Source organism: Mycobacterium sp. PO1, assembly GCF_017312405.1.
GTDB lineage: Bacteria > Actinomycetota > Actinomycetes > Mycobacteriales > Mycobacteriaceae > Mycobacterium.
Genome location: NZ_BLTG01000045.1, coordinates 1 through 26,969 on the forward strand (window position 1 = coordinate 1; position 26,969 = coordinate 26,969).

Here is a 26,969-nt window from a genome sequence, read left to right on the forward strand (position 1 = left end):
GGCCCACGGCGAAACACCAGTCGGCACCGGCCGGCACCGACTCGACGGCCGAGGTGCTCGCCACCCCCGCCACGGCGGAGAACTCCGTCACCTACACCGCGCCACCGTCGCTGTTCGACAAAGTGGCCCTCGCGGGTCTGTATGTGCTGAAAGGCATTTCGAAGCTGATCGGCGTCGACCTCTACAGTGCCTTCGGCAAGGCCATCACCAGCGACCGGCCGCCGTCGTTTCTGACCCGCGGCCTGCACGCCCATGGCCCGCGACACCGGCGCCACGGTGATCGTCCCGCTCTACCCGCTGGCCACCACCGAGGCCGGATCGGCCACCAGGGTGGTGCCGGCGATGGCGCAATTCCTGTCCGACCGGATCTCCGAGTACGGCGCCGACAACGTCAGCGTCTACGCCGACTCTGCGGGCCCCATCCTGGCGCTCTCGGCGGTCCGCCAGCTCGTGCTCGCCGGCAAGCCGCTGCCCGCGAGCATGGTGTTGCTGTCGTTCGCCCCGGATGCCACGCTGTCCAACCCCGCCCTCCGCGAGATCAACGATCCGGTCTTCGACCTCGATGATCTCGACTTCTACAACGACGCCGACAGGTGGACCGCCGGGCTGGCGCTGACCGATCCGCTGATCAACGTCATGTCCTTCGAGGACGCCGTGCTGGCGGCGCTGCCGAGCACCACGATGTACGTCGGGTCACTCGAATTCGCCTTGCCGGATATCCTTGCGCTGCAGCAGAAATGGTCGGCGGCCGGCGGCGCGGTGTCGACAGTGGTGGGGCAGAGCCAGATCCACGACTGGGCGCTGGCAGGGTCGCCGAACTCCCAAGCCGCCACAGTGCGGCCCGACATCTACCGCCAACTCGGCCTCAACGGCGTCGCCGCGGGCCCGCGCACCGTCACCACCGCGCCGCCGTCCTACAGCGACCGGCTGGTCGCCGACACGCTGCGGTTCCTGCGCTGGTTCTCCGAGACCACCGGCATCAGCCTGTTCAGCGGCGTGGTCGGCAGTGTCACGACTACCGACCCGCCGGTGCTCGCCACTCTCGGATTGACAGTCACCGAGCGCGAGTTCAACGGCTGGACGGTGTGGGAGCTCGCGCCGCCGCAGCCCTCCGGTGAGTACGTCGTCGCGCTGCACGGCGGCGGTTTCGCCGCCGAGGCGAACATTCTGCACTGGTCGGACTACGGGCAGATGGCCCGCGACACCGGCGCCACCGTGCTGGTGCCGATCTACCCGCTGGCCCCGCCGTTGGGCACCGGCACGGCCACGACGCTGGTGCCGCCGATGGCCGACTATCTGTCGTTGCTCATCGACGAGCACGGGGTGGACAACGTCAGCGTGTACGGCGATTCGTCGGGCGGGTCGTTCGCCGTGCTCGCGGTGCAGGAGTTGATCCGCCGTTGCCGCGCCGCGATCAGCTGCGTGCTCACCGAGTCGCAACCCTCCCGGATGGTGCTGGTGTCCCCCGCCCTGCACATCACCTTGCGCACCCCCGAGGTCGAGGCGATCGACGACCCGATTCTGCCGCGCTGGGATCCCGACGAAATTCCCGGCTACAACGGCGAATTGGACATGGACGACTATCGGGTCAACCCGATCTCCAGCGACGACCTGACGGGGCTGCCGCCGACGGCGCTCTACATCGGCACCCAGGAACAGCTCTACCCGGGCGCGCTGGCGTTTCGGGACAAGCTGCTGGCCCAGGACCCCGACGCCGACTTCACCGTGATCATCGGTGACGGTCAGTTGCACGGGTGGGCGCTGGGCGGCCTCGTCATCAACTCCCAGGCGCCCATCTGGCGGTCCACCGTCTACCGGCAGCTGGGCCTGCTCCACGAGGTGAATTCGGCGCGAATTGCGACCGTGACCGTCGCATAACGCGCCCGATTTGCAGTCCGGCGTCCTAGGCTCGGCGCATGAGCCTGACGGAATACCCGCCCGGAACCACATTTCCGGGCCGGATCGGTCGCACGATCGGCGACTCCGATCCGGCGTGGCCGACCCCCAACCGCGCGCGACCGGACGCCCCGAACGTCGTCTACATCGTGCTCGACGACACCGGTTACGGACAGTTCGGTTGCTACGGATCGCCGATCAACACCCCCAACCTGGACCGGCTCGCGCAGAACGGGTTGCTCTACACGAACATGCACACCACGGCGCTGTGTTCGCCGTCGCGGTCGTGCATGCTGACCGGGCGCAACCACCATTCCAACGGCATGGCGTGCATCACCGAGGGCTCGACCGGCTATCCGGGCTCCAACGGGGCCATCCCGTTCGAGAACGGGTTCCTCTCGGAGATGTTGCTGCCGCACGGCTACGCAACCTACTGCGTGGGCAAATGGCACCTGACCCCGGCCGAGCAGATCAGCGCCGCGGGCCCTTATGACCGGTGGCCGCTGGGCCGCGGCTTCGAGCGCTACTACGGCTTCCTCGGCGGGGACACCCATCAGTACTATCCCGACCTGGTCTTCGACAATCACCAGGTGGAGCCGCCGAAGACGCCCGAGGACGGCTATCACCTGACCGAGGATCTCACCGATCGGGCGATCAGCTTCATCGCCGACCTCAAGCAGGTCGCGCCGGAGAAGCCGTTCTTCCTGTACTTCGCCACCGGCGCCAACCACGCCCCCCACCAGGCACCGCCGGAATGGGCGGCGAAATACCGCGGCAAGTTCGACGATGGCTGGGACGCCTACCGGGAGAGGGTCTTTGCGCGCCAGAAGGAGCTCGGCATCGTGGCCCCGGATGCTCAGCTTTCCCCGCACGACCCTGACGTGCAGCGCTGGGATGAACTGTCCGACGACGAGCGTCGGCTCTATGCGCGGATGATGGAGGTGTTCGCCGGGTTCTTCGAGCACACCGACCACCAGATCGGCCGCCTGCTGGATTACCTGGAGAAGTCCGGTCAGCTGGACAACACGATGGTGATGGTGATTTCCGACAACGGGGCCAGCGCCGAAGGCGGTCCCCACGGTTCGGTCAACGAGAACAAGTTCTTCAACAACGTGCCCGACGATCTCGAGCAGAATCTGGCGGCCATCGACGAACTCGGCGGACCCGAGCACTTCAACCACTATCCGTGGGGTTGGACCTTCGCCGGCAACACGCCGTTCCGGCGGTGGAAGCGCGAGACCTACCGCGGCGGGGTGGCCGACGGGTTCCTCGTGCACTGGCCGGCCGGCATCAGCGCCAAGGGTGAAGTGCGACACCAGTACGGCCATGTCATCGACATGGTGCCCACGGTGCTCGAGTCGCTGGGCATCGATCCGCCGACCGCGGTTCGCGGGGTGACCCAGTCCCCGATCCAGGGGGTCAGCCTGGCGCACACCTTCGACGATGCCGACGCCCCGTCGAAGCATCACACGCAGTACTTCGAGATGTTCGCCCACCGCTCGATCTATCACGACGGCTGGCGCGCGGTGTGCCCGTTCCCCGGCACCTCCTTCGCCGAGGCGGGAGTCAGCTTCGGCATGCTCGAATTGACCGAGGAGAAGCTGCGCGAACTCGACGCGACGGGCTGGGAGCTCTACCACGTCGAGGTCGACCCGACCGAGACCCAGGATCTGGCCGCGCAGGAACGTCCACGCCTGATCGAGATGATCGCGTTGTGGTACACCGAGGCCGGTAAATACAACGTGCTGCCGTTGGACAGCCGCGGCACGATGCGTTTCGCCGATCCGCGCCCGCAGATCGCTGCGCCGCGCGACACCTACGTGTATCGGCCTGACACGCAGGTGGTTCCGGAGAACGTGGCGGCCAAGGTGCTCAACCGGGCGCACAGCGTCACCGCGCAGGTGGAGCTGGCCGACGGGGACGAGGGGGTGGTGGTCTGCCACGGCAGCAACACCGGCGGCTACACCCTGTTCATCCAGGACGGGTTGCTGCACTACGTGCACAACTACGTCGGCGTCGAGGAGTTCAGCGTGAGCTCCACCGATCCGGTGGGCGTCGGGAAACATACGCTGCGTTACGAATTCGAGCCGACCGGGCTGCCGGACTTTGTGTCCGGCAAGGGCACGCCCGGCCATGCGCGGCTGCTGGTCGACGGTACCGTGGTCGGCGAGGCCGACTTCCCGGTGACCATTCCGCTGGCGATCGGCATCGGTGGCGGCCTCGTGGTGGGGCGCAACGCCGGTTCCCCGATCACCCGGCGCTATACCTCGCCGTTCCCGTTCACCGGCCACGTCGAGGAGGTCACCGTCAGCACCGCAAGCCCGGAGCATGCCGACGCGGACGAACAGAAGCGCGCCGAGGCCCGCATCGCCATGGCCCGTCAATGATTTCGGCGTGATCGTCGCTCAGCGCGGACACCGACGCCGCCGTCACTCCGGAGCGGCGCCCATCGTGTAGGACTGCAGCACCACGGCGTCGTGGGTGTCGTCGAGAAACACCCGGGTGCTCTTGCCTTCCCCGCCGAACGCCATGTTCAGTTCGACGCCGCTGCGGAACGGTCCCGGTGGCAGCTCGGGCTCGAGCACCGCCTGCACGGCGGGTTCCTGGCCGCGCGCCTCGGTGGGGTGCTCGGCGACGAGGCGGTCCATCGTCTGCGGGGACACCTGGGCAACGGCGTCGATCCACACCACCTTCACCCGGGAGCCTTCGGCGACGCGGCTGTTGTCCCACATGATCCACGACGCCGACTCGGGTTCGCCGAGTAGGGGGAACATCTCGGCCAGCGGCGCGGTGTCGTGACGCACCTCGAGCGCAGGCGCCGTACTGGTTTCCGAATCCTCCTGCGCGCCTTGGCCACAGGCACTCAACATGAGCGCTGCGGCCAGCACCGACGCAAATCGGGCGCGCACGCCGACCGCGGTGGTCGTGGTGCGCGCCCGATTCATCGAGACCATGTCAGTAGCGGTAGTGCTCCGGCTTGTACGGGCCTTCGACGTCGACACCGATGTACTCGGCCTGCTCCTTGCTGAGCTTGGTCAGCGTGCCGCCGAGTGCCTCGACGTGGATGCGCGCCACCTTCTCGTCGAGGTGCTTGGCCAGCCGGTAGACGGCGTTGTCGTACTCGTCGTTCTTGGTCCACAGCTCGATCTGGGCGATCACCTGGTTGGAGAAGCTGTTGCTCATCACGAACGACGGGTGGCCCGTCGCGTTGCCCAGGTTCAGCAGTCGACCCTCGGAGAGCACCACGATCGACTTGCCGTCGTCGAACACCCACTGGTCGACCTGCGGCTTGATGTTGATGCGCTTGGCGCCGGAGCGCTCCAGGGCGGCCATGTCGATCTCGTTGTCGAAGTGGCCGATGTTGCCCAGGATCGCCTGTTCCTTCATCTGGCGCATGTGGTCGAGGGTGATGATGTCCTTGTTGCCGGTGGAGGTGATGACGATGTCGGACGAACCGATCGCCTCCTCGACGGTGCGCACGTCGTACCCGTCCATCATCGCCTGCAGCGCGTTGATGGGGTCGATCTCGGTGACGGTGACCCGCGCACCCTGACCGGCCAGCGACTCCGCGCAGCCCTTGCCGACATCGCCGTAGCCGCAGATCAGGACCTTCTTGCCGCCGATCAGTACGTCGGTGCCGCGGTTGATGCCGTCGATCAGCGAGTGGCGGGTGCCGTACTTGTTGTCGAACTTGCTCTTGGTGACCGAGTCGTTGACGTTGATCGCCGGGAACGGCAGCTCACCCTGCGCCTCGAATTGGTACAGGCGGAGCACACCGGTGGTGGTCTCCTCGGTGACGCCCTTGACGGCCTCGGCGATCTTGGTCCACTTGGTCTTGTCCTGCTCGAAGCGCTCGCGCAGCACGCCGAGGAACACCTTCCACTCGGCCGGGTCGTCGTCCTCGGCGGGCGGCACGACGCCGGCCTTCTCGTACTGCGCGCCGCGCAGCACCATCATGGTGGCGTCGCCGCCGTCGTCGAGGATCATGTTCGCCGGCTCACCCTCCCAGGTGAGCATCTGCTCGGCGGCCCACCAGTACTCCTCGAGGGTCTCGCCCTTCCACGCGAACACCGGGATGCCCTTGGGCTCCTCGGGGGTGCCGTGCGGTCCGACGACGACGGCCGCGGCGGCCTCGTCCTGGGTGGAGAAGATGTTGCAGGACGCCCAGCGGACCTCGGCGCCGAGGCTGGTCAGTGTCTCGATCAGCACCGCGGTCTGCACGGTCATGTGCAGCGAGCCGGAGATCCGTGCGCCCTTGAGCGGCTGGACGTCGGCGTACTCGTAGCGCAGTGCCATCAGACCGGGCATTTCGTGCTCGGCCAGGCCGATCTCCTTGCGGCCGTACTCGGCCAGCGACAGGTCGGCGACCTTGAAGTCGATGCCGTTGCGGACCTCGACGGTCATGTTCGATGCAGTCATATAGAGCCCCTTTTTGTCGTTCGTCGATGCTGGTGTCGCAGCTCATCAGCGACACCCATGCGGACACGGACACCCATAGCCTGCGGGCTCGCGGGACAGGCGCTGAGGCGCTCTGCCGGCTAAGCGGTATCTATGACACCGTACCGTTCGGCGAACGGTGACATCAGCCGGGCCAGATCGCGTGCGACGTCGTGGTCGGCTTCCGGGGGCATCGAGACGTAGCTCATCGCCAGCCGCACGATGGCGCGGGCCAGCACGCCGGCGTCTTCCTGGCTGCACCGCACCCAGCTGGCCATGAACGATTCGGTCAGCCGCGCCGAGCAGTGGTTGATGATCGGCGCGCTGTCGGTGGTGATGATCTGGAGCAGGTCGGGCTTGGAGCCGCCGGTCAGCAACGAGATCACCAGCGGGTCGGCGGCCGACTCGGCGAAGAAATCGCGGAATCCCTGCAGGAAGGCGGCGTAGACGTCGCCGATGTTGTCGTTGATCGCGTCGTGGATCTGGTCGACGAGCCGGTCGGCCAGCCGCAGCGCGTAGCCCTGGGCCAGGCCCTGCCGGGAGCCGAACTCGTTGTAGATGGTCTGGCGGCTGATACCGGCGGCGCGCGCCACATCGGACAGCGTGATCGACGACCAGTCGCGGTTGAGCAGCAGTTCACGCATGCCGTCGAGGATGGAGTCGCGCAGCAGTACCCGGGACGCTTCGGCGTAGGGCACGCGCTGCGCGACTCGTCGATTCGGGGCGCTGCTCACACGCGCGACAATATCGCTTCTCGGTGCCGCGCCGAGTGAGGCGAGCCGCCCCGTGACGACCCCCGCCCACGCGGTCACGGCCGTACGACCTCCACCATCTCGAAGTCCGACTTCGCCGCACCGCAGTCCGGGCAGCTCCAGTCCTCGGGGATGTCGTCCCAGCGGGTGCCCGGGGCGATGCCGTCCTCGGGCCATCCCTTGGCTTCGTCGTACTCGAAGCCGCACTGCACGCAGACGAACAGTTTGTAGTCGTTGTCACTCATCTCGACGTTTTCCTTTCTCAGATTGCGTTGAGGCTGCGCCCACGGCGGCCGCTACTCGCACTTTGTCGCCGTGGGCGCATTCTCAACGTTGTAGAGCGGGTTCGAAGTCGACCTTCTCGAGTACTGCGCAGTCCGGGCAGCACCAGTCGTCGGGCACGTCCTCCCACGGCGTCCCGGCCGGGAAGCCCTCCCGGGGCTCGCCCTTGGACTCGTCGTAGACGTAGTCGCAGCCGGGACAGCGGTAGGCACTCATCGGGCCGCCTCGGTGTTGCTCTGCTCCTCGCGCGAGCGCTCGTCGGTGCCGTAGCGGGCCAGCACTTTGTCGCGCACCCGCGGGTGGATGTTCACCCGGGTGATGTCGCCGTCGTAGTGCTCGAGCACCCGGTGGTCCATCACCTTGCGCCACAGCGGCGGGAAGTACGTCAGCGCGATCATCGACGCGTATCCACTGGGCAGGTTCGGCGCGCCGTCCATGCTGCGCAGCGTCTGGTAGCGCCGGGTCGGGTTGGCGTGGTGGTCGCTGTGGCGCTGCAGGTGGTACAGGAACAGGTTGGTCACGATGTGATCGGAGTTCCAGCTGTGCACCGGCGCGCACCGTTCGTAGCGGCCGCTGTCCATCTTCTGCCGCAGCAGTCCGTAGTGCTCCAGGTAGTTCACCGTCTCCAGCAGCGTGAACCCGAAGACCGCCGAGATCAGGATGTAGGGGATCAACGCCCAGCCGAACACCGCGATCAGCACGCCGTAGAGCAGCGCCGACATCGCCCAGGCGTTGAGCACGTCGTTGGACGGATGCCACTTGCTCTTGCCGGCGCGCTCCAACCGCTTGGCCTCGATCTCCCAGGCCGAGCGCAGGCTGCCGAACACGCTGCGCGGCAGGAACTCCCAGAACGTCTCACCGAAACGGGCCGACGCCGGATCCTCCGGGGTGGCGACGCGCACGTGGTGGCCGCGGTTGTGCTCGATGTAGAAGTGCCCGTAGCAGGTCTGGGCCAGCGTGATCTTCGACAGCCAGCGCTCCAGCGAATCCTTCTTGTGCCCCATCTCGTGCGCGGTGTTGATGCCCACGCCGCCGAGCACGCCCACCGACAGCGCCAGGCCGATCTTGGCCGGCCAGCCCAGCCCGCCGTCGAAGCCGAGCCAGCTCAGATTCGATGCGGTGAACAGGTAGGCGCCGAAGATGACGCTGGCGTACTGGAACGGGATGTAGATGTAGGTGCAGTAGCGGTAGTACTTGTCGTTCTCCAGCCGCTCCATCAGTTCGTCGGGCGGGTTCTGCCCGTCGGGGCCGAACTTCAGGTCCAGGCTGGGCAGCAGGATGTAGACCAGGATCGGACCGATCCAGAACGGCGCCTGCGCCGCGGCGTGCCAGCCGAACTGGTTGAGCCCCCAGATCAGCGGCAGCATCACGAACAGCGCCGTGGGCGGGATCAGACCCATCAGCCACAGATAGCGCTTCTTGTCGCGCCAGTTCTCGATGTCGATCGCCGGCATGTCTTGCGTGGTCACTCGATGCCTCCTTGCTGTGAGTGCAGTCACCTCGTGCCGTTGACTATAGAGCCTGTTTTGTCGCGTGTCTATACAAAGCAGCTCTTTTGTAAAGCTCGCCGTGGTGAATCGGGCGCGCAATGCGACAGCAGCGGTGCTTCAGCGCGCCGAAATCGCCGAGCGGATCAGCGCGATGACCCGGTCCGGATAGGCGGTGAGGTCCAGCCAGGTGAACCTCAGCACCTGCCAACCCAGCAGGACGAGGTCGTTCTGCCGCTGACGATCGATCTGAAACGCGTCTGCGTCGCTGTGAAACGCGAACCCGTCCACCTCGATCGCGACCTTCTGCGCCGCGAACCCGACGTCGACCCGATAACCGCCGACCCGATAATTGGCCTTCCACCCGCCGATACCGGCCTCCCGTAGCAGTTGATGCAGAATCCGCTCTGCCACCGAGTGGGCTCCCCCGGCTGCGGCTTGTAACAGCAGCCGAGACCGCGGCGCACCGGTGCGACCCTTGTTGCGCAGATGGGTGCGCCAGAGGCCGGGGAGGTCGACGTGGCGTTGTTGCAGTGCGGTGTCGAGCAATTTCGCCCCGCCTCCGCGCTGCGCGGCGGCTTCCACGACGGTCAAGCTCAGCGACGTCACCCGCATGCCCTTGAGCTCGATGACGTCGCAGCGCTGCAGGTCACGGCGACGGACCCGGGTGTCCTCATGGCGTCGGCCGTGGCTGTCGCGCGGCACCGTGACCTCGACGATGTCAGGGGCGAACCGGGTCAGGCCATGCCATGAGGCCGCGGTCAGGCCGCTGGCGGCGGCCTGTGACCCGTGCCCCCACACCGCCGCGCGGATGCGGGCCGCGTCCGAGAACGGACGGTCGTCGACGAAGTACACGCCTCGGCCGCAGCGGCGCCACTGGCCGGATTGCACGCGACGTTGCACGCTGCGTCGACTCAGTCCCGCGGCCCGAGCCTGCTCGGAGGTGATGACTCCGTCCTGGCGCCGCAGATAGTCGCTGAGCATGCCCGGTGTGACGCACCGCAGCCCGCCACGGTTCCACCGACGGCGGATTCGGCGCGCTATGCGACAGCGTGGGTGCTTTAGCGCGCCCGATTCGCAAGGATCGAGTGGCGGCGGCCGTAGACGAAGTAGACGACCACGCCCAGGGCCATCCAGATGCCGAACCGGATCCAGGTCAGCCCGGTCAGGTTCAGCATCAGCCACAGGCACGCGATGATCGCCAGGATCGGCAGCACCGGCACCCACGGCACCCGGAACCCGCGCTTCAGGTCGGGTCGCGTCCGGCGCAGCACGATCACCCCGGCCGACACCAGCACGAACGCGAACAGCGTGCCGATGTTGACCATCTCCTCGAGCTTGTCGATCGGGAACACCGTCGCAGTCACGGCGACGACCAGGCCGACGATCAGCGTGATGCGCACCGGCGTGCCGTGCCGCCCGGTCTTGGCCAGCTGTGTGGGCATCAGCCCGTCGCGCGACATCGCGAACAGCACCCGGGTCTGGCCGAGCACCAACACGATGACCACCGTGGTCAGGCCCGCCAGTGCGCCGATCGAGATCACCTTGGCCGCCCAGTCCACGCCGTTCAGCGCGAAGGCGGTGGCCAGGTTCTGCGTTTCGGCGTCGCGCAGCTGGGTGTAGCTGACCATCCCCGACAGCACGATCGCCACGGCGACGTAGAGCACGGTGACGATGCCCAGCGAGGCCAGGATGCCGCGGGGTATGTCGCGCTGCGGCTGTTTGGTCTCCTCGGCGGTGGTCGCGACGATGTCGAAGCCGATGAACGCGAAGAACACGATCGAGGCGCCGGCCAGCAGCCCGTACCAGCCGTAGTGGCTGCCTTCGGCGCCGGTAAGCAGCGAGAACAGCGACTGCTCGGTGCCGGTGCCGCCCTCCCCTGCCTCGGCGGGCGGGATGAACGGCGAGTAGTTCTCGGTCTTGATGTAGAACGCGCCGACGGCGACCACCAGCAGCACCACCCCCACCTTGACGGCGGTGATGGCCAGGCTGACCCCGGCGGACAGTTTGGTGCCCCAGGCCAGGATGGCGGTGACGAACGCGATGATCAACAGCGCGCCCCAATCCAGTTGCAGCCCAAACACTTCGGCAGATCCGCCGGCGAAGCCGAACACGGTGCCCAGGTAGCTGGACCAGCCCTTGGCGACAACCGCCGCGGCGACGGCGAACTCCAGGATCAGATCCCAGCCGATGATCCAGGCGATGAACTCACCGAACGTCGCATAGGAGAACGTGTAGGCGCTGCCGGCCACCGGCACGGTGGAGGCGAATTCGGCGTAGCACAGTGCGGCCAGCCCGCAGGAGATCGCGGCGATGATGAACGAGATCGAGATCGCCGGTCCGGTGATGTTGCCGGCGGTCGAGGCGGTGATGGTGAAGATGCCGGCGCCGATCACCACCGACACCCCGAAGACGGTCAGATCCCACCAGTTCAGGTCCTTGCGGAGCTTGGTGCTGGGTTCGTCGGTGTCGGCGATCGACTGCTCGACGGACTTGGTCCGCCATCGCCCCACGGTCTGCGTCACCGGTTCCTGAACCATCGACCGTCCCCTTTTCGTCATCGTTTCAGCGGAATGTACCCACTAGCGTGTGATCCGATGGGTCCAATGAGACACGCAGTGGTGATAGGCGCCAGCATCGGCGGGTTGTGCGCCGCCAAAGTGCTGGCGGAGTTCGCTGACCGGGTGACGGTGTTCGAGCGTGACGACCTGCCGGCGGAACCGGCCAGCCGCGCTGCCACGCCGCAGGACCGTCACGTGCACCTGTTGATGGCGCGCGGCGCCGAGGAGTTGGAGTCGCTGTTCCCCGGGCTGCTGGCCGACATGGTGGCCGACGGGGTGCCGATCTTGGAGAACCGGCCCGACTGCATCCATTTCGGGGCGGCCGGTCATGTGCTGGGCACCCAGCACCGCCTGCAGGACGAGTTCACCGCCTACGTGCCGAGCCGACCGCATCTGGAGTGGCAGATCCGCAGCCGGGTCACCGCCCTGTCCAACGTCACGGTGCAGCAGCGTGGCGTCGACGAGCCGGTCTTCGACGGGCACCGGGTCACCGGGGTGCGCACCGCTGACGGCGAGGTCGTCGACGCCGATCTCGTCATCGACGCGACGGGTCGCGGCACCCGGCTGCCGGCCTGGCTGCCCCAGTGGGGGTTCGAGCGGCCGCGCGAGGACAGCGTCGCGGTCGGCATCGGCTACGCCACCCACCGGCTCACCATCCCAGAGGATCTGGTCCGGGAGAAGGTCGTGGTGGCGGGCGCGTCGCGGGAGCAGCCGCTGGGGCTGGGCATGCTCTACTACGAGGACGACGTCTGGACGATGACGACGTTCGGGGTCGGGAAAGTGCCTCCGCCAGAGGATTTCGCGGGGATGCAGGCCTTGGCCGAGGAACTGTTGCCGGCTCATCTCAGCGCGGCGGTGCAGCAGGCGCAGCCCGTGGGTGAGGTCGCGGTGCACAAGTATCCGGCGAGTCGGTGGCGGCGGTTCGACGAACTCGACCGCTTCCCGCCGGGCATCCTGCCGTTCGGGGACGCAGTGGTGAGCTTCAATCCGACGTTCGGGCAGGGCATGACGATGACGTCGCTGCAGGCCGGGCATCTGCGCCGTGCGCTGCAGGGCCCGCCCGACGAGCTGGCCACGACGTTTCTGGCCGCCACCACCAAGACGACGTGGCCGGTGTGGACGATGAACGCGATCGGCGATCTGATCCTGCACCGGGCCGAGGGCCCGATGCCGTGGTGGTACCGCCCGGTGGGCTCGCTGTTCGACCAGTTCCTGGGTGCTGCGGAGTCCGATCCTGTTCTCGCGGAATGGTTTCTGCGCCGGTTCAGCCTGCTCGACAGCCTCTACATGGTGCCGTCGGCGAAGCTGGTGGGCCGCACGGTGCGCCACAACATGCGGCTGTGGATGCAGGAGCGGCGGTCTAGATCCCGACGGTCACCCGGAACAGCCGGGTCGGCTCCTGCGCGCTCAGCCTGATCGGTCCGTCGTCGGCGGCAACCCAGGCCGCCTTGCCGCGTTCCAGCACCACCGAGCGGGTCTTGGCGTGCACGGTGACCGCACCCTCGGCGCACAGCAGGATCTGCGGTCCGTCGTGGCGGGTGGGGGCGTCGATCTCGTGGCCGAGGTTGCCCTCGTCGATGCGCAACACCGACACCGCGAACTCCGGCGCCGGCGTGCGGTAGACGAGTTCTTCTCCGTCGGAACATGATTCGGGCCGGACCACGACGTCCTCGGCGGGGGTGAAGTCCAGCACGCGCAGCAGTTCGGGCACGTCGACGTGCTTGGGGGTCAGGCCGCCGCGCAGCACGTTGTCGGAGTTGGCCATCACCTCGACGCCGATCCCGTGCAGGTAGGCGTGCAGGTTGCCCGCGGGCAGGTAGATCGCCTCGCCCGGCGCCAGCGACAGCCGGTTGAGCAACAGCGAACACAGCACGCCGGCGTCACCGGGGTAGCGTTCACCCAGCTCGAGCACCGTCTTGGCTTCCCGCTCGAATTCGGTTGCCCCCGAACGCACGTAGTCGATCGCCCCGTCGATCACCGCGGGCACCAGCACATCGAGGTCGGGCTGCGGGAACGTGATCCACGTGGTGAACAGTGCGCGCAACCCGTCGCCGTCGGACTGTCCGTCCAGCAGACCGATGAACGGGTCGAGGTCGGCGACCCCCAGCGCACGCATCAGCTCGACGGTGCGCGCGACCGGCCGGAATCCGGCGAGCGCCTCGAACTGGTCCAGAGCGACGAGGATTTCGGGTTTGTGGCTGCGGTCGCGGTAGTTACGGGTGGGCGCGGTGATCGGGATGCCCATGCGTTCTTCGCGGGTGAAGCCCTCGAGCGCCTGCTCGCTGCTCGGATGGGCCTGCAGCGACAGCGGCTCGTCAGCGGCCAGCACCTTCACCAGGAACGGCAGCGTGTCACCGAATCGGCCGCGCACCGCCGGCCCGAGTTCGCTTTCCGGATCGGCGCGCAGCGCGTCGAGCAGTGAGCGCTCGGTGTCGTCGTCCTGCAGCCACGCCGGGTCGCCCGGGTGGGCACCGAACCATAGTTCGGCCTCCGGATGCGGTGTGGGACTGGGCGCCCCGGTGAAATCGGCAATCGCGGTTCGCGAACCCCATGCATAGGTCCGGACCGCTCCCCTCAGCAGATGCACTTACCTCAACCTCGAACCAGCCGCAGGTAGACCGCCGCCATTTCGAGGCGGACCGCCAGCAGCGCTAATTGTTGTTCGAGACGTCCCGGCGCGGTGGCCGGCACCTCCCGATCTCCCCCCGCCATCACGACGTCCGGGACGTCGTTGGCGTTGACGACCTTGATGTCGTCGAAACCCCTGAGCCGCGCGGAGATCTCGGGCCGCTGCGCGTCGGATGCCAGCACGAAGGTGCGGGTGCGCGCCGGTCGCGGTCCGTCGATCTGCTCGTCGTGGAAGATGGACAGCTCGTCACTGTCGGATGAGGGCCCGCGGCCCCACCCGGTGCCGATCGCGACCAGCACATCGGCCAGGTCGACGGCGGCGACGGTCTGGTGGGCGACGCGCAGCATCACCGTCGCGGCATGACGCGCCAGCGCGAGGGTGGCCGCGCAGTCGCCGGCGAAGACGACGTCGTAACCCGCCATCTGCTCGGCGAGCACCTTGGCCGGGTTGGTGAACAGGTCCCGCGCGGCGCTGTTGTGCAGCGCTTCGTCGTCGAGTTGGTCGGCCAGCGTGGCCAGGTCGGCCTGCGCGCCGGGCGTGATCACCTGCACGACCGCCAGGCCGGCGGCCAGGTAGCGGGTCAGGGTGAAGTCGTCGGGCATCGGCACCCGCGGCGGCAGCGCGACCGAGCGGCCGGAGGTGGCGTCGCGCAGCGGGCCTTCATACGGCGCGATGACGACGACGCGCGCACCGCGGCGCACACCGGTGGCCGCAGCGGAGACCAGCGCGGGCTCGCCCGGGTCGTCGCCGGCGAGAATCAGGACGTCGAGGGCGCCGATCCACATCGGTGGCTCGGACACGACGACGAACGGGGCGCCGACCGATCCGCCGAGCATCGCGGCCAGCATGGTGCCGGCGGTGTGGGCGTTGCCGCGCCCGGCCATCCACACGATGGTGCGCGGCGGGGAGTCCGACGCCACCGCGTCGAGGTCGCCCTCGTCGAGGGCGGCGGCGGTGGCCCGCACCTGCGCGCCTGCCATCGAGGCGGCGCGCAGCAACCCCATCCGGTCGGCTTCGAGCAGGCCCTCGGCGTCGTCGAGGTCCACCACAGCGGCCGAGGCCGGCGTGCTCACGTCAATTCCCTGGTGCCGGCGCGGATGTAGCCGCCGATCTCGTCGACGAGGCCGCTGACACCTTGGGCGGTCAACGCTTCGACGTTGAGTCGCAACAGCGGTTCGGTGTTGGACATGCGCAGGTTGAACCAGCTGCCGTCGCCGAGGTCGACGGTGACCCCGTCGAGGTGGTCGATGCCGTGCACGCGCGGCCCGAACGACTTGAGCACCGATTCGACGACGGCGGGCGCGTCGGTGACGGTGAAGTTGATCTCGCCGGAGGATTCGTAGCGTTGGTAGTCGGCCATCAGGTCCGACAGCGGGCGGTCCTGTTCGCCGAGCGCGGCGAGCACGTGCAGCGCGGCCAGCATGCCGGAGTCGGCGCCCCAGAAGTCGCGGAAGTAGTAGTGCGCGGAGTGCTCGCCGCCGAAGATGGCGCCGGTCTCGGCCATCAGCCCCTTGATGTAGGAGTGGCCGACCCGCGAACGCACCGGCGTGCCGCCGCGTTCGGTGACCAGTTCGGGCACCGCGCGGGAGGTGATCAGGTTGTGGATGACCGTCGCGCCGATCTCGCGGCTCAGTTCGCGGGCGGCGACCAGCGCGGTGACCGCCGACGGCGACACGGCCTGCCCCTTCTCGTCGACGACGAAGCAGCGGTCGGCGTCACCGTCGAACGCCAGGCCGATGTCGGCGCCGGTCTGCACGACGAACTCCTGCAGATCCACGAGGTTGGCCGGTTCCAGCGGGTTGGCCTCGTGGTTGGGGAAGGTGCCGTCGAGCTCGAAGTACAGCGGGAAGACCGTCATCGACGGGATGGGCCCCAGCACCGCCGGGGTGGTGTGGCCGGCCATCCCGTTGCCGGCGTCGACGGCCACGTTGAGCGGGCGCAGGCTGCCGACGTCGACCAGCGAGCGCAGGAACTGCCCGTAGTCGACGAGGACGTCGCGGTCGGACAGGGTTCCGCGGGTGCCGTCGTAGCCGGGGACGCCCGCGATGACCTCGTCGCTGATCGTGGTCAGGCCGGTGTCCTTGCCGACCGGTTTGGCGCCGGCCCGGCACAGCTTGATGCCGTTGTAGGCGGCCGGGTTGTGGCTGGCGGTGAACATCGCACCGGGGCAGTTCAGCAAGCCGGAGGCGAAGTAGAGCTGGTCAGTGGAGGCGAGGCCGATGCGCACGACGTCGAGGCCCTGGTCCATGACGCCTTCGGCGAACGCGGCGGCGAGCACCGGCGAGCTGGCCCGCATGTCGTAACCGAGGACGACCTGCGTGGAGTTCTCACCGTCGCGCATCAACCGCGCAAAGGAGGCCCCGACTTCGCGGACGAATGCGTCGTCGATTTCCTCACCCACGAGCCCACGAACGTCGTAGGCCTTGATCACGCGCTGCACCGCCGCGGCGGACCGGGACATAGGGCTCCTTGGACGACAGGACTGGTGGTTCCAGCCTAGCCGTCGCCGCGCATCAATATGGCCGCCCCGGGATTGCGAAATCGCATTCCATCAGCGACGTCCCTGCTGGGGAGCGATTTCGGGGATCGGGTCAGTCGGTGGGGTCGGGCAGAACGCGCAGATGGCCGCGACGACGGCCGTTGGTCTCGGGTTTGCGGGTCGGCGGTGCCATCAACGCGCCGCTCTGGGCGCCGCTGACGGGGTCGGTGAATCCGGTGAAGCCGTGTACCGGGCCCCCGCCCGCTCCTCTGCCCTCGCGGCCTTCGCGTACGGCGTCGGCCAGGGCGACCAGGTCGTCGTCATCGGGGTGCGACGGCAGCGGGCCGGCGTGGCGGACCAGCTCCCAGCCGCGCGGCGCGGTGATCCGGCCGGCGTGCATGACGCACAGGTCCCAGGAGTGCGGCTCGGACACGGTCGCCAGCGGCCCCACTACGGCCGTCGAGTCGGAGTACACGAACGTCAGCGTCGCGACCGCGTAGTGAGGGCACCCGGGCCGGCAGCAGCGACGGGGAACATTCACGGACGTGAGGTTATCGTGCAGCGTCGTCGGCATCGCGGCGGACACGCGCAGCCGCGGGCGCGCCGACTCTCAACCGTTACGATCTTCTGCGTGACGCGGCGCAACCACCGGGGGTCGCGGCGGGGCCGCGAGATGCGTGGACCACTGCTTCCGCCGAGCGTTCCGGGTTGGCGCAGTCGCGCCGAGCGCTTCGACATGGCGGTGCTGGAGGCTTACGAGCCGATCGAGCGCCGGTGGCAGGACCGGGTGGCGACGCTCGACGTGGCGGTCGACGAGATTCCCCGGCTGTCGCCGAAGGATCCGGACAGTGTGCAGTGGCCACCGGAGGTGGTCGCCGACGGTCCGATTGCGCTGGCCCGGCTGATACCCGCCGGGGTCGATGTCCGCGGAAACGCCACGCGGGCGCGAATTGTGCTGTTTCGCAAGCCGATCGAGCGCCGAGCCAAGGACACCCTGGAGCTGACCGAGCTGCTGCACGAACTGCTGGTGGCTCAGGTGGCCACCTATCTGGGGGTCGAACCGTCGGTGATCGATCCGAGCATCGACGACGACTGAGAGGGATCCGGGCGCTCGCGCGACGTGCCTTCGGTTGCACGGTGAGCGCCTGCGCGCGTGCGCGGCGGCTAGATGATGCCGCGCTTGAGGCGACGACGCTCCCGCTCGGAGAGTCCGCCCCAGATGCCGAAGCGCTCGTCGTGAGCCAGCGCGTACTCGAGGCACTCGTCGCGCACCTCGCAGCCCTGGCAGATTCGCTTGGCTTCACGGGTCGAGCCGCCCTTCTCGGGGAAGAACGCCTCGGGGTCGGTCTGCGCGCACAGCGCGCGTTCCTGCCACTGGTCTTCGATCGACTCGGTGTCGTTGTCGAAGAAGTCGTCGGTGCTGCTGCTGGGCACCAGACTCAGCTGCGGACGACCGCTGATCTCTGCCGGCATCGGTCCGGTCTGGATGTGCGAAGCACTCCCCACCGATCCGAGGAGCCTGTTGTCGAACCGGACCGAATCGCCGAAATCGGCCTGCTCAAATGCCATGTTCCCCTCCTCCAGGTCTCGTAGATCCGTTTAAAAATAAGCCCCACTATGAAGGTGCGGCCATCTCAATTCGAACAAGTGATCGAATCTCGGTCTGCGACACCGGAACCGGCCGGCCAACCGCGAAATGACACTGCTGTGATTACACACGGGTAGGCAGCGTGGGTCAAGCGCTAGAACAGGAATTCATATCATTCCGTGACATCAATTCGGCGCGTCGCGCAATGGCGTGTCGGTCACGTTCGGGTCACCCGTGATCTCCGCAACCCACCCGGCGAAACTCTTCGGCGCACAGCGCCTACTCTCGTTCGGTGTGAAAGTCACTGTACTGGTGGGCGGCGTGGGAGGCGCACGCTTCCTGCTCGGGGTGCAGCATCTGCTCGGCCTCGGCCAGTTCGGCAGCGGTGACGAATCGCCGCATGAGCTCACCGCGGTGGTCAACATCGGTGACGACGCGTGGATGTTCGGGGTGCGCATCTGCCCCGACCTCGACACCTGCATGTACACCCTCGGCGGGGGTATCGACCCGGAACGGGGTTGGGGACACCGCGACGAAACCTGGCATGCCAAGGAGGAACTCGCGGCCTACGGGGTTCAGCCGGACTGGTTCGGCCTGGGCGACCGCGATCTGGCGACGCATCTGGTGCGCACCCAGATGCTGCGCGCCGGCTATCCGTTGTCCGCGGTCACCGAGGCGTTGTGCGCCCGCTGGCAGCCCGGTGCGACGTTGCTGCCCGTCAGCGACGACCGTGCCGAAACTCACGTCGTGATCACCGATCCGGCCGACGGGGAGAAGAAGGCCATCCACTTCCAGGAGTGGTGGGTGCGCTACCGCGCTCAAGTGCCCACGGACAGTTTCGCGTTCATCGGCGCCGACAAGGCGACCGCGGCGCCGGGTGTCACCGAGGCCATCGAGGGCGCCGATATCGTGTTGATCGCGCCGTCGAACCCGGTGGTGAGCATCGGGCCCATCCTCGGCGTCGGCGGCGTGCGGGCCGCACTGCGCACGACGCCCGCACCGGTGATCGGCTACTCCCCCATCGTCGCCGGAAAGCCGTTGCGCGGCATGGCCGATACCTGCCTGAGCCTGATTGGGGTGGATACCACCTCCGAGGCGGTCGCGGCGCACTACGGCGCACGGTCGTCGACCGGGATCCTGGACGGCTGGCTGATCCACGAAGGCGATCACGCCACGGTGCCCGGTGTCGACGTGCGGGCGGTGCCGTTGTTGATGACCGAGCCGGCGGTGACCGCCGAGATGGTGCGCGCCGGCATGGAGCTGGCCGGGGTGAGGCCGTGACCGACCACGGCACGTCGGCGCGGGTGGAACTTCTTCCCGTCGCGGGCCTGCCGGAATTTCGGCCCGGCGACGATCTGGCCGCGGCGCTCGCACAGGCGGCGCCGTGGCTGCGCGATGACGATGTGGTCGTGGTGACCAGCAAGGTGCTCTCCAAGTGTGAGGGCCGGATGGTCGACGCGCCGACCGACCCTGAGCTGCGGGACACGTTGCGGCGCAGGCTGATCGACGCCGAGTCGGTGCGGGTGCTGGCCCGCAAGGGGCGCACGCTGATCACCGAGAACGCGCTCGGGTTGGTGCAGGCTGCGGCCGGGGTGGACGGCTCCAACGTCGACTCCGCCGAACTGGCGCTGTTGCCAGTCGATCCCGACGGCACCGCACGACAGCTGGTGCAGGAGTTGCGTGAGCGACTGGGCGTGCGCGTGGGTGTGGTGATCACCGACACGATGGGCCGCGCCTGGCGCACCGGCCAGACCGACGTCGCGATCGGCGCGGCGGGATTGACGGTGCTGCACGGCTACGCGGGCGAACACGATCGGCACGGCAACGAGCTGATCGTCACCGAGATCGCCGTCGCCGACGAGATCGCCGCGGCCGCCGACCTGGTGAAGGGCAAGCTGACAGCCGTGCCAGTCGCCGTGGTGCGGGGGCTGCACCTGCACGACGACGGGTCCTCGGCGCGCACGCTGGTCCGCGCCGGTGAGGAGGACCTCTTCTGGCTGGGCACCGAGGAAGCCATCGCGCTCGGTCGTTCACAGGCCCAGTTGCTGCGCCGCTCGGTGCGCCAGTTCAGCGACGAACCCGTCGACCCGACGGTGATCGAGGCCGCGGTGGCCGAGGCGCTGACCGCCCCCGCTCCGCATCACACGCGGCCGGTGCGGTTCGTGTGGGTGCAGGACCGGGCCGTGCGGCTGGCGTTGCTGGATGCGATGAAGGATCGGTGGCGCGACGACCTGGCCGGCGACGGCCGTGACCCCGATTCAGTGGAGCGTCGGGTCGGCCGCGGTCAGATTCTCTACGACGCGCCCGAATTGGTGATCCCGTTCATGGTTCCCGACGGCGCGCACACCTATCCCGACGAGCGTCGTACCGCCGCCGAGCACACGATGTTCACGGTGGCGGCCGGCGCGGCGGTGCAGGGGCTGCTCGTCGCGCTCGCGGTGCGCGGGGTGGGCAGCTGCTGGATCGGGTCGACGATCTTCGCCCCGGATCTGGTGCGCTCGTCACTGGAGTTGCCCGAGGAGTGGGAGCCGCTGGGTGCGATCGCCATCGGGCATGGCTCGGGTGGGCCGCCGCCGCCACGGGATCCGGTGCCGACCGACGGTCTGCTGGTGCGCAAGTGAGTGTGGCGATTTCGGCGTGCTTGTCTGCGCCACGCGTCGACAACCACGCCGAAGTCGCGTCGATGAGCGCTTGCGCGAAGAGCAGACGGTCCCGATGAGCGTTAGCGAAGAACAGACGGTCCCGATGAGCGTTAGCGAAGAACAGACGGTCCCGATGAGCGCCAGCAGCCAGTCCCGATGACTCTGCATCAGTCCGCGGTCGACGTGCTGGGCGCCTGGCGCCCGGAGGATCCCGCGCAGGATTCGCTGCGTCACGCGGTGTTGGCATTCCTCGATGCCCGCGCCGACGCGTGCCTGCGCGAGTGCGTGCCCGGCCACATCACCGCCTCGGCGCTGCTGCTCGACCATGACGGCACCCACGCGCTGTTGACGCTGCATCCCCGGGTGGGGCGCTGGCTGCAGCTGGGTGGTCACTGCGAGCCGTCGGACGACACCCTCGTCGCGGCGGCGCTGCGCGAAGCCACCGAGGAGTCCGGCATCGACGGGCTGGCGATCGCCCCCACGCCCGCGGCGCTACACGTGCACCCGGTGACGTGTTCGCTGGGCGTGCCGACCCGTCATCTCGATGTGCAGTTCGTCGTCCGGGCTCCCGCCGGCGCGCAGATCGTCGTCAGCGACGAGTCACTCGACCTGAAGTGGTGGCCGCTGGCCGAGCTGCCCGCCGACACCGACTTCGGCCTGGCCCAACTCGCCCACGCCGCCAAGCCCCCTGGACCCGCCTGAGGTGCCGCGAACGTGCATTCCCTGTAGTCAGGAAGCGATACCCGCTACGAGGAATGCACGTTCGCGGCTAGCTCTGGCGGCTCTCACTCGTTGAATGATCTCGAACGGTCGATCTTCGGCGATGACCTTGATGTGCAGCCACCCACGTCGGCAGATGCGTCGCACTCGACGCTGGTCGCGCACGTAGCGTTCTCGATCGGTCTGATGCTGCTTACCGTCGTATTCCACGGCGATCATGAGGTCTTCCCAGCCCATGTCCACACGGGCGAACGGCACACCGTGCTCGTCGAGCACCGGAATCTGCGTGGTCGGGCGGGGAAAGTGTTTCATCAGGAGAAGCCGCAGCCGGGTCTCTTGTGGCGACTCGGCTCCGCCGTCCATCAGGTCGAGCACCTTGCGCAGCGTCTTCATCCCCCGCGCCCCGCTGTACTGATCTGTCAGCGGTTTGACTCGTTCGGGCGTCAGACCTGTGGCATTGGCTAGCGCGTCCAGGTGCTCGACAGCTCTCTCCAGGGGCAGAAACCTGCCGAGGTCGAATGCAGTTCGGTGGACTGTCGTCGCGGCCAGATCGCCGATCTGGATCACCTCGTCGCAGCCGACTCGTTCGTTGCGGGCGATGATGCCCGCCGGCGGGCGTCGGCAGTTGAAGTTCAATTCGACCGGCGAGTGCTCATTCACCCACAGCGCCCCATGGAGTCGCGCCGCGGCTCGACCGGTGACTATTCCACGGCGGCCCGACCACAGCCAGGCACCTATTGCGTTGTCGGTCAACGATGGAGGTTGATGCCGCGGGACGTAGACGTTGGGATACAGCCGCCGGTACCCGTATCGAAGCTGGCCGGCCGTCACCAGCCCACCGGCAACAGCTTCTGTCCCAAGAATGACTTTCCCCATGCGTGGAGCCTGCGCAGCCGGACCGACAGGTCGACGGATACGACAACCGGTTATCCACAGGCCCAGCCGCCGCGAACGTGCATTCCCTGTAGCTCCGGCCGCTCTCGTGCTACAGGGAATGCACGTTCGCGGCAAAAGGCAAAAGGCAAAAGGCCCCGAGGCTAGATGTCGCTGGAGAAGCGCACGCCGCCGTCGGGAATGGTGATCCCCGGCCACACCCGGGCACCGCGCAGCAGCTCGCAGCGGGCTCCGATGTCGGCGCCGTCGCCGATCACCGCGTCGCGCAGCAGCGCCCGCGGCCCGATCCGCGCGCCGAAGCCGATGATGGAGCGTTCGATCACCGCGCCGGCACCAACGGTGACGCCGTCGAAGATCACCGCCCCGTCCAGGCGCGCTCCCCCGGCCACCTCGGCGCCTCGGCCGACGACGGTGCCGCCGATCAGCAGGGCCCCGGGGGCGACGCCGGCGCCGTCGTGCACCAGCGACTCGCCGCGATGGCCTTTGAGCGCCGGCGACGGAGCGATGCCGCGCACCAGGTCCGCCGAGCCGCGCACGAAGTCCTCGGGGGTGCCCATGTCGCGCCAGTAGGTGGAGTCGACGTAGCCGCAGACTTTGAGCCCGTCGGTGAGCAGGCCGGGGAACACCTCGCGTTCGACCGACAGCGCGCGGCCTTTGGGGATCCGGTCGATCACCGACTTCTTGAACACGTAGCAGCCGGCGTTGATCTGGTCGGTGGGCGGGTCCTGGGTCTTCTCCAGGAATGCCGTCACCGCGCCGTCGGAATCGGTTGGCACGCAACCGAATGCGCGGGGATCGCCGACGCGCACCAGATGCAGGGTGACGTCGGCGTCACGCTCGGCGTGCGAGTCCAGCAGCGCACCCAGGTCGCAGCCGCTCAGCACGTCGCCGTTGAAGACGATCGCGGTGTCGTAGCGCAGCTTCGACGCGACGTTGGCGATGCCGCCGCCGGTGCCCAGCGGTTCGTCCTCGACGACGTAGTCGATCTGCAGTCCGAGCTTGGAGCCGTCACCGAATTCCTGCTCGAACACCTTCGCCTTGTACGACGTGCCGAGCACGACGTGTTCGATGCCGGCGTCGGCGATCCGGGACAGCAGGTGCGTCAGGAACGCCAGACCGGCGGTGGGCAGCATCGGTTTGGGTGCCGACAGCGTCAGCGGCCGCAGCCGCGTGCCCATTCCGCCGACCAGAATGACGGCGTCCACTTGTGCAGGATTGACCATCAGCGCTGCCCTTTCGCCTGCGCCCTGCGGGCCTGTCGACGTGAACTCCGGACGACCAGGCGGGCTCGCGCCCCCAACGCCCCCCGAAAAGCCCACCGTAGCGGCGCCTGCCACCACTTGGGGTAGCGATCCGCGAGAAAAGTGTAGGTGCTGACGTGGTGGGCGGCGAGGTTGCGGGCCGGGTCGCGGCCGGTGGAGTGGCCTTTGGCGTGCAGCACCTCGGCGGCGGGCACGTAGACGTTCTGCCAGCCGGCGCGGCCGAACCGATCGCCGAGGTCGACGTCTTCCATGTACATGAAGTAGCGCTCGTCGAAGCCCGATACCTCCGCGAACGCCGCGCTGCGCAGCAACAGACACGATCCGGACAGCCAGCCGACGGCGCGTTCGCTGGGGGTGGCCCGGTCCTGGCGGTAGGCCGCGGTCCACGGGTTGGACTTCCACACCGGGCCGATCACGGCGTGCATGCCACCGCGGATGATGCTGGGCTGGTGGCGCGCCGACGGGTAGATCGAGCCGTCGGGGTCGAGGATCAGCGGCCCGAACGACGCCGCCGAGGGCCAGCGCCCGGCCGCCTCGATCAGCAGGTCGATGCTGTCGGGGCCCCACTGCACGTCGGGGTTGGCGACGACGAAGAAGTCGGTCGACGAGGTCAGCCCGTATTCGGCGACCGCGCGGTTGATGGCGCTGCCGTAGCCGAGGTTGCCGCCCATGCGCAGCAGCCGCGCGTTCGGGTAACGCTCGACGGCTTCTTCGGGGGCGCCGTCGGTGGAGCCGTTGTCGGCCATCAGCACGGTGACGGGCCGCTCGGTGGCGTGGGCCAGCGACGCCAGGAACCGGTCGAGGTGCGGGCCCGGCGAGTACGTCACCGTCACGACGTAGAGTTCGTCGCTCACGCGCGGCCTGCCCATCTCACGGCGTAGAGGGTAGCGGGCGCAGCGCCGTAAATCGCCGCCACCGTCAGCGCGACGCCCCGATCGCCGCGGCCAGGGCGGCGCGCCAGTCCCGCAGCGGGGTGAGCCCCGCCTCTTCGGATTTCGCCGCAGACAGCGCCGAATACGGCGGGCGGGGCGCGGGCCGGGGCTGCTGTTCGCCGGTGACGGGCTTGACCCGCTCGGGGTCGGCGCCGAGCTCTTCGAAGACGGCCCGGGCCTGTTCGAAGCGGCTGACCGCCCCGGCGTTGGCGGCGTGCAGGACGGGTTCGCGGATCGCGCTGTCGGCGATCTGCAGCAGCGCCGTGCACAGGTCGGCGACATAGGTGGGTGAGCCGATCTGGTCGGCGACCACCTCGATGTCGTCGTCGCCCGCGGCGATCCGGCGCATCGCGGCGACGAAGTCGGAGCCGTCGGCGCCTTCGTAGACCCAGGACGTGCGGACGACGCCGGCGTCGGGCATCGCGGCCAGCACGGCGACTTCGCCGCGCAGCTTGGTGCGGCCGTACACCGACAGCGGCCCGGTGGCGTCGTCGATGTCGTACGGGCGCGGCCCGCCGCCGGGCACGTCGGAGAAGTCGCCGCTGAACACGTAGTCGGTGGAGATGTGGATCAGGTCGGCGCGGGTGCGGGCGCAGGCGTGGGCGACGTTCTCGGCGCCGGTGACGTTGACGGCGAACGCCCGGTCGGCGTCGGCCTCGGCGTCGTCGACCTTGGTGTAGGCGGCACAGTTGACGACGACGTCGCCGGGGGTGATGAAGCGTTCGGCGGCGGTGGCGTCGGTGATGTCCCACTCGGCTGACGTGAGCGCCACCACGTTGCGGCCCTGGGCGCGGGCCTGAGCTGCCAACGCGCGTCCCACCATGCCGCCAGCTCCGGAAATAACGATTCGGCGGTCCATGTCACGAGTTTGGCACGCCCGTGTCACCTCCCGGGCTGGCGGGGCATCCGCCAGTAGCCTGGGCAAATGCCTGCTGCTCAGTTGATGCGTGTCATCTCCGTGGCCGTGGCGATGTTGATCGTCGTGACCACGGGGGTCGCGTGGGGCAAGATCCGCTCGTTCGAATCCGGGATCAACCACATCAACCCGGTGGCGCTCGGTGAGGGCGGCGAGGACGGCGCGATCGACATCCTGCTGGTCGGCAACGACAGCCGCACCGACGCGCACGGCAACCCGCTGTCGGCCGAGGAGTTGGCGGTGCTGCGCGCCGGCGACGACGTCTCCACCAACACCGACACGATCGTGTTGATCCGCATCCCCAACAACGGCGAGTCGGCGACGGCGATCTCGATCCCCCGCGACTCCTATGTCGAGGCCCCGGGCCTGGGCAAGATGAAGATCAACGGGGTGTACGGCTCGGTGCATCTGGAGGAACTGAAGAAGCTCGTCGAGGATCAGGGGGTCGACCCGGCCGTCGCCGAGCCGGAGGCCATCGCGGCGGGCCGCGAGGAACTGATCAAGACCGTCGCGAACCTGACCGGGGTGACGGTCGACCACTACGCCGAGATCGGGCTGCTGGGCTTCTCGCTGATCACCGACGCGCTGGGCGGGGTCGATGTGTGCCTGAACGAGCCGGTCTACGAACCGCTTTCGGGTGCGGATTTCCCGGCGGGCTGGCAGAAGCTCAACGGCCCGCAGGCGCTGAGCTTCGTGCGCCAGCGCCACGACCTGCCGCGCGGCGACCTGGACCGGGTGACGCGCCAGCAGGCGGTGATGGCCTCGCTGGCCCACGACGTCATCTCGAGCAAGACGCTGTCGAGCCCGGCGACGCTGAACCGGCTGGAAGAGGCGGTGCAGCGTTCGGTGGTGCTGTCCGACGACTGGGACATCATGGACTTCATCACCCAGCTGCAGGAGCTGGCCGGCGGCAACGTGGCGTTCTCCACCATCCCGATCGTCGAGGAGGCGGGCTGGAGCGACGACGGCATGCAGAGCGTGGTGCGAGTCGACCCCGCCGAGGTCAAGGACTGGGTGTCGGGCCTGCTCAACGACCAGGACGAGGGCAAGACCGAGGAGCTGACCTACAGCCCGGATCAGACGGTCGCCGAGGTGCTCAACGACACCGACGTCAACGGCATGGCCGCCGCGGTGTCGCATGTGCTGTCGACCAAAGGCTTCACCGCCGGCAACGTCGGCAACAACGAGGGCGAGAAGGTGACCACCAGCCAGGTGCAGGCCGCGGCGGCCGACGATCTGGGCGCGCAGGCAGTGGCCGCGGATCTGGGCGGGTTGCCGGTGGTCGAGGACCAGACGGTGCCGCCGGGGTCGGTGCGGGTGGTACTCGCCGACGATTACACCGGCCCGGGTTCGGGCCTGGACGGCTCGGATGTGACGTTGATGGGCGGCGATTCCCTGGAGACGGGCGTGGTGACCGACACCGGTGAGCTCGCGCCGGCGCCGCCGCAGATCATCACGGCGGGCACCGACGACCCCAAGTGCGTCAACTGAC

At 68.3% G+C, this 26,969-nt stretch carries 25 protein-coding genes; 8 read left to right on the forward strand and 17 right to left on the reverse strand.

Annotation, left to right across the window (positions count from 1 at the left end; all coding sequences use genetic code 11):
- The first annotated feature begins 252 nt into the window (after positions 1-252).
- Positions 253-1,878: an alpha/beta hydrolase fold domain-containing protein gene (locus J3476_RS15875; protein ID WP_286183203.1), complete on the forward strand. Its 1,626-nt coding sequence runs from the start codon at positions 253-255 to the stop codon at positions 1,876-1,878.
- A gap of 38 nt (positions 1,879-1,916) precedes the next feature.
- Positions 1,917-4,283, forward strand: a complete 2,367-nt coding sequence (locus J3476_RS15880; RefSeq protein ID WP_207067385.1) for an arylsulfatase — start codon at positions 1,917-1,919, stop codon at positions 4,281-4,283.
- Between the two features lie 42 nt (positions 4,284-4,325).
- Here the strand turns inward: J3476_RS15880 and J3476_RS15885 are convergent, their stop codons facing one another.
- The 8 genes from J3476_RS15885 to J3476_RS15920 all read right to left on the reverse strand — a co-directional run bounded on the left by J3476_RS15885 (position 4,326) and on the right by J3476_RS15920 (position 11,394).
- Positions 4,326-4,850, reverse strand: a complete 525-nt coding sequence (locus J3476_RS15885; RefSeq protein WP_286183204.1) for a hypothetical protein — start codon at positions 4,848-4,850, stop codon at positions 4,326-4,328.
- Position 4,851: 1 nt separating this feature from the next.
- Positions 4,852-6,315, reverse strand: coding sequence for an adenosylhomocysteinase (gene ahcY / locus J3476_RS15890; protein WP_207067386.1), 1,464 nt, complete (start codon positions 6,313-6,315; stop codon positions 4,852-4,854).
- Between the two features lie 119 nt (positions 6,316-6,434).
- Positions 6,435-7,067, reverse strand: a complete 633-nt coding sequence (locus J3476_RS15895) for a TetR family transcriptional regulator (protein ID WP_207067387.1) — start codon at positions 7,065-7,067, stop codon at positions 6,435-6,437.
- 74 nt (positions 7,068-7,141) lie between these two features.
- Positions 7,142-7,330: a rubredoxin gene (locus tag J3476_RS15900; RefSeq protein ID WP_207067388.1), complete on the reverse strand. Its 189-nt coding sequence runs from the start codon at positions 7,328-7,330 to the stop codon at positions 7,142-7,144.
- 82 nt (positions 7,331-7,412) lie between these two features.
- A complete protein-coding gene (locus J3476_RS15905) occupies positions 7,413-7,583 on the reverse strand; it encodes a rubredoxin (RefSeq protein WP_163673477.1) in 171 nt (56 codons plus the stop codon).
- The gene (locus J3476_RS15910; protein ID WP_163680023.1) at positions 7,580-8,821 is read right to left on the reverse strand and encodes an alkane 1-monooxygenase; all 1,242 of its coding nucleotides are present in this window, start codon (positions 8,819-8,821) and stop codon (positions 7,580-7,582) included. The genes J3476_RS15905 and J3476_RS15910 overlap by 4 nt, the downstream gene beginning before the upstream one ends.
- A 153-nt stretch (positions 8,822-8,974) precedes the next feature.
- Positions 8,975-9,838, reverse strand: a complete 864-nt coding sequence (locus tag J3476_RS15915) for a type IV toxin-antitoxin system AbiEi family antitoxin domain-containing protein (RefSeq protein ID WP_207067389.1) — start codon at positions 9,836-9,838, stop codon at positions 8,975-8,977.
- A 77-nt stretch (positions 9,839-9,915) separates the two neighbouring features.
- Positions 9,916-11,394 (reverse strand): APC family permease, encoded by a 1,479-nt coding sequence (locus J3476_RS15920; protein ID WP_207067390.1) that lies wholly within the window; start codon positions 11,392-11,394, stop codon positions 9,916-9,918.
- Between the two features lie 66 nt (positions 11,395-11,460).
- Here J3476_RS15920 and J3476_RS15925 point away from each other — a divergent pair, with 66 nt between their 5' ends.
- The gene (locus tag J3476_RS15925) at positions 11,461-12,831 is read left to right on the forward strand and encodes an FAD-dependent oxidoreductase (RefSeq protein ID WP_373889074.1); all 1,371 of its coding nucleotides are present in this window, start codon (positions 11,461-11,463) and stop codon (positions 12,829-12,831) included.
- Here J3476_RS15925 and manA read toward each other — a convergent pair.
- From manA to J3476_RS15945, 4 genes are all read right to left on the reverse strand, one after another.
- Complete coding sequence (gene manA, locus J3476_RS15930) at positions 12,776-14,002, reverse strand: mannose-6-phosphate isomerase, class I (RefSeq protein ID WP_163673472.1); 1,227 nt, start codon at positions 14,000-14,002, stop codon at positions 12,776-12,778. The genes J3476_RS15925 and manA overlap by 56 nt on opposite strands.
- Before the next feature lie 5 nt (positions 14,003-14,007).
- Complete coding sequence (locus tag J3476_RS15935; protein ID WP_207067392.1) at positions 14,008-15,117, reverse strand: TobH protein; 1,110 nt, start codon at positions 15,115-15,117, stop codon at positions 14,008-14,010.
- Positions 15,114-16,505, reverse strand: coding sequence for a phosphomannomutase/phosphoglucomutase (locus J3476_RS15940; protein ID WP_207067393.1), 1,392 nt, complete (start codon positions 16,503-16,505; stop codon positions 15,114-15,116). The genes J3476_RS15935 and J3476_RS15940 overlap by 4 nt, the downstream gene beginning before the upstream one ends.
- Before the next feature lie 130 nt (positions 16,506-16,635).
- On the reverse strand, positions 16,636-17,064 hold the full coding sequence (locus J3476_RS15945; protein WP_152516189.1) for a DUF3499 domain-containing protein: 429 nt from the start codon (positions 17,062-17,064) through the stop codon (positions 16,636-16,638).
- Positions 17,065-17,196: 132 nt separating this feature from the next.
- Here J3476_RS15945 and J3476_RS15950 point away from each other — a divergent pair, with 132 nt between their 5' ends.
- Entirely contained in the window at positions 17,197-17,619 is a 423-nt protein-coding gene (locus tag J3476_RS15950; RefSeq protein WP_207067429.1) for a metallopeptidase family protein, read from the forward strand.
- Positions 17,620-17,687: 68 nt separating this feature from the next.
- Here the strand turns inward: J3476_RS15950 and J3476_RS15955 are convergent, their stop codons facing one another.
- A complete protein-coding gene (locus tag J3476_RS15955; RefSeq protein ID WP_207067430.1) occupies positions 17,688-17,957 on the reverse strand; it encodes a WhiB family transcriptional regulator in 270 nt (89 codons plus the stop codon).
- A gap of 448 nt (positions 17,958-18,405) precedes the next feature.
- Between J3476_RS15955 and cofD the strand changes: the two genes are divergently transcribed.
- The 3 genes from cofD to J3476_RS15970 all read left to right on the forward strand — a co-directional run bounded on the left by cofD (position 18,406) and on the right by J3476_RS15970 (position 21,455).
- On the forward strand, positions 18,406-19,392 hold the full coding sequence (gene cofD / locus J3476_RS15960; protein ID WP_207067394.1) for a 2-phospho-L-lactate transferase: 987 nt from the start codon (positions 18,406-18,408) through the stop codon (positions 19,390-19,392).
- On the forward strand, positions 19,389-20,732 hold the full coding sequence (locus tag J3476_RS15965) for a coenzyme F420-0:L-glutamate ligase (protein WP_207067395.1): 1,344 nt from the start codon (positions 19,389-19,391) through the stop codon (positions 20,730-20,732). Before cofD ends, J3476_RS15965 begins: the two co-directional genes overlap by 4 nt.
- A 177-nt stretch (positions 20,733-20,909) precedes the next feature.
- Positions 20,910-21,455: an NUDIX hydrolase gene (locus tag J3476_RS15970; RefSeq protein WP_207067396.1), complete on the forward strand. Its 546-nt coding sequence runs from the start codon at positions 20,910-20,912 to the stop codon at positions 21,453-21,455.
- A 27-nt stretch (positions 21,456-21,482) separates the two neighbouring features.
- Here the strand turns inward: J3476_RS15970 and J3476_RS28145 are convergent, their stop codons facing one another.
- The 4 genes from J3476_RS28145 to rfbD form a co-directional block, all read right to left on the reverse strand.
- Complete coding sequence (locus tag J3476_RS28145) at positions 21,483-22,040, reverse strand: hypothetical protein (protein WP_307726951.1); 558 nt, start codon at positions 22,038-22,040, stop codon at positions 21,483-21,485.
- Between the two features lie 470 nt (positions 22,041-22,510).
- Positions 22,511-23,590 carry a sugar phosphate nucleotidyltransferase gene (locus tag J3476_RS15980; protein ID WP_207067398.1) on the reverse strand — a complete coding sequence of 360 codons (1,080 nt, stop codon included), beginning with the start codon at positions 23,588-23,590 and terminating at the stop codon, positions 22,511-22,513.
- Positions 23,590-24,483, reverse strand: coding sequence for a glycosyltransferase family 2 protein (locus J3476_RS15985; protein ID WP_207067399.1), 894 nt, complete (start codon positions 24,481-24,483; stop codon positions 23,590-23,592). The genes J3476_RS15980 and J3476_RS15985 overlap by 1 nt, the downstream gene beginning before the upstream one ends.
- 64 nt (positions 24,484-24,547) lie before the next feature.
- Entirely contained in the window at positions 24,548-25,420 is an 873-nt protein-coding gene (gene rfbD, locus J3476_RS15990; protein WP_207067400.1) for a dTDP-4-dehydrorhamnose reductase, read from the reverse strand.
- 66 nt (positions 25,421-25,486) lie between these two features.
- On the opposite strand from rfbD, the gene J3476_RS15995 reads away from it, so the two are divergent.
- On the forward strand, positions 25,487-26,968 hold the full coding sequence (locus J3476_RS15995) for an LCP family protein (RefSeq protein ID WP_152516180.1): 1,482 nt from the start codon (positions 25,487-25,489) through the stop codon (positions 26,966-26,968).
- Position 26,969: the final 1 nt, after the last annotated feature.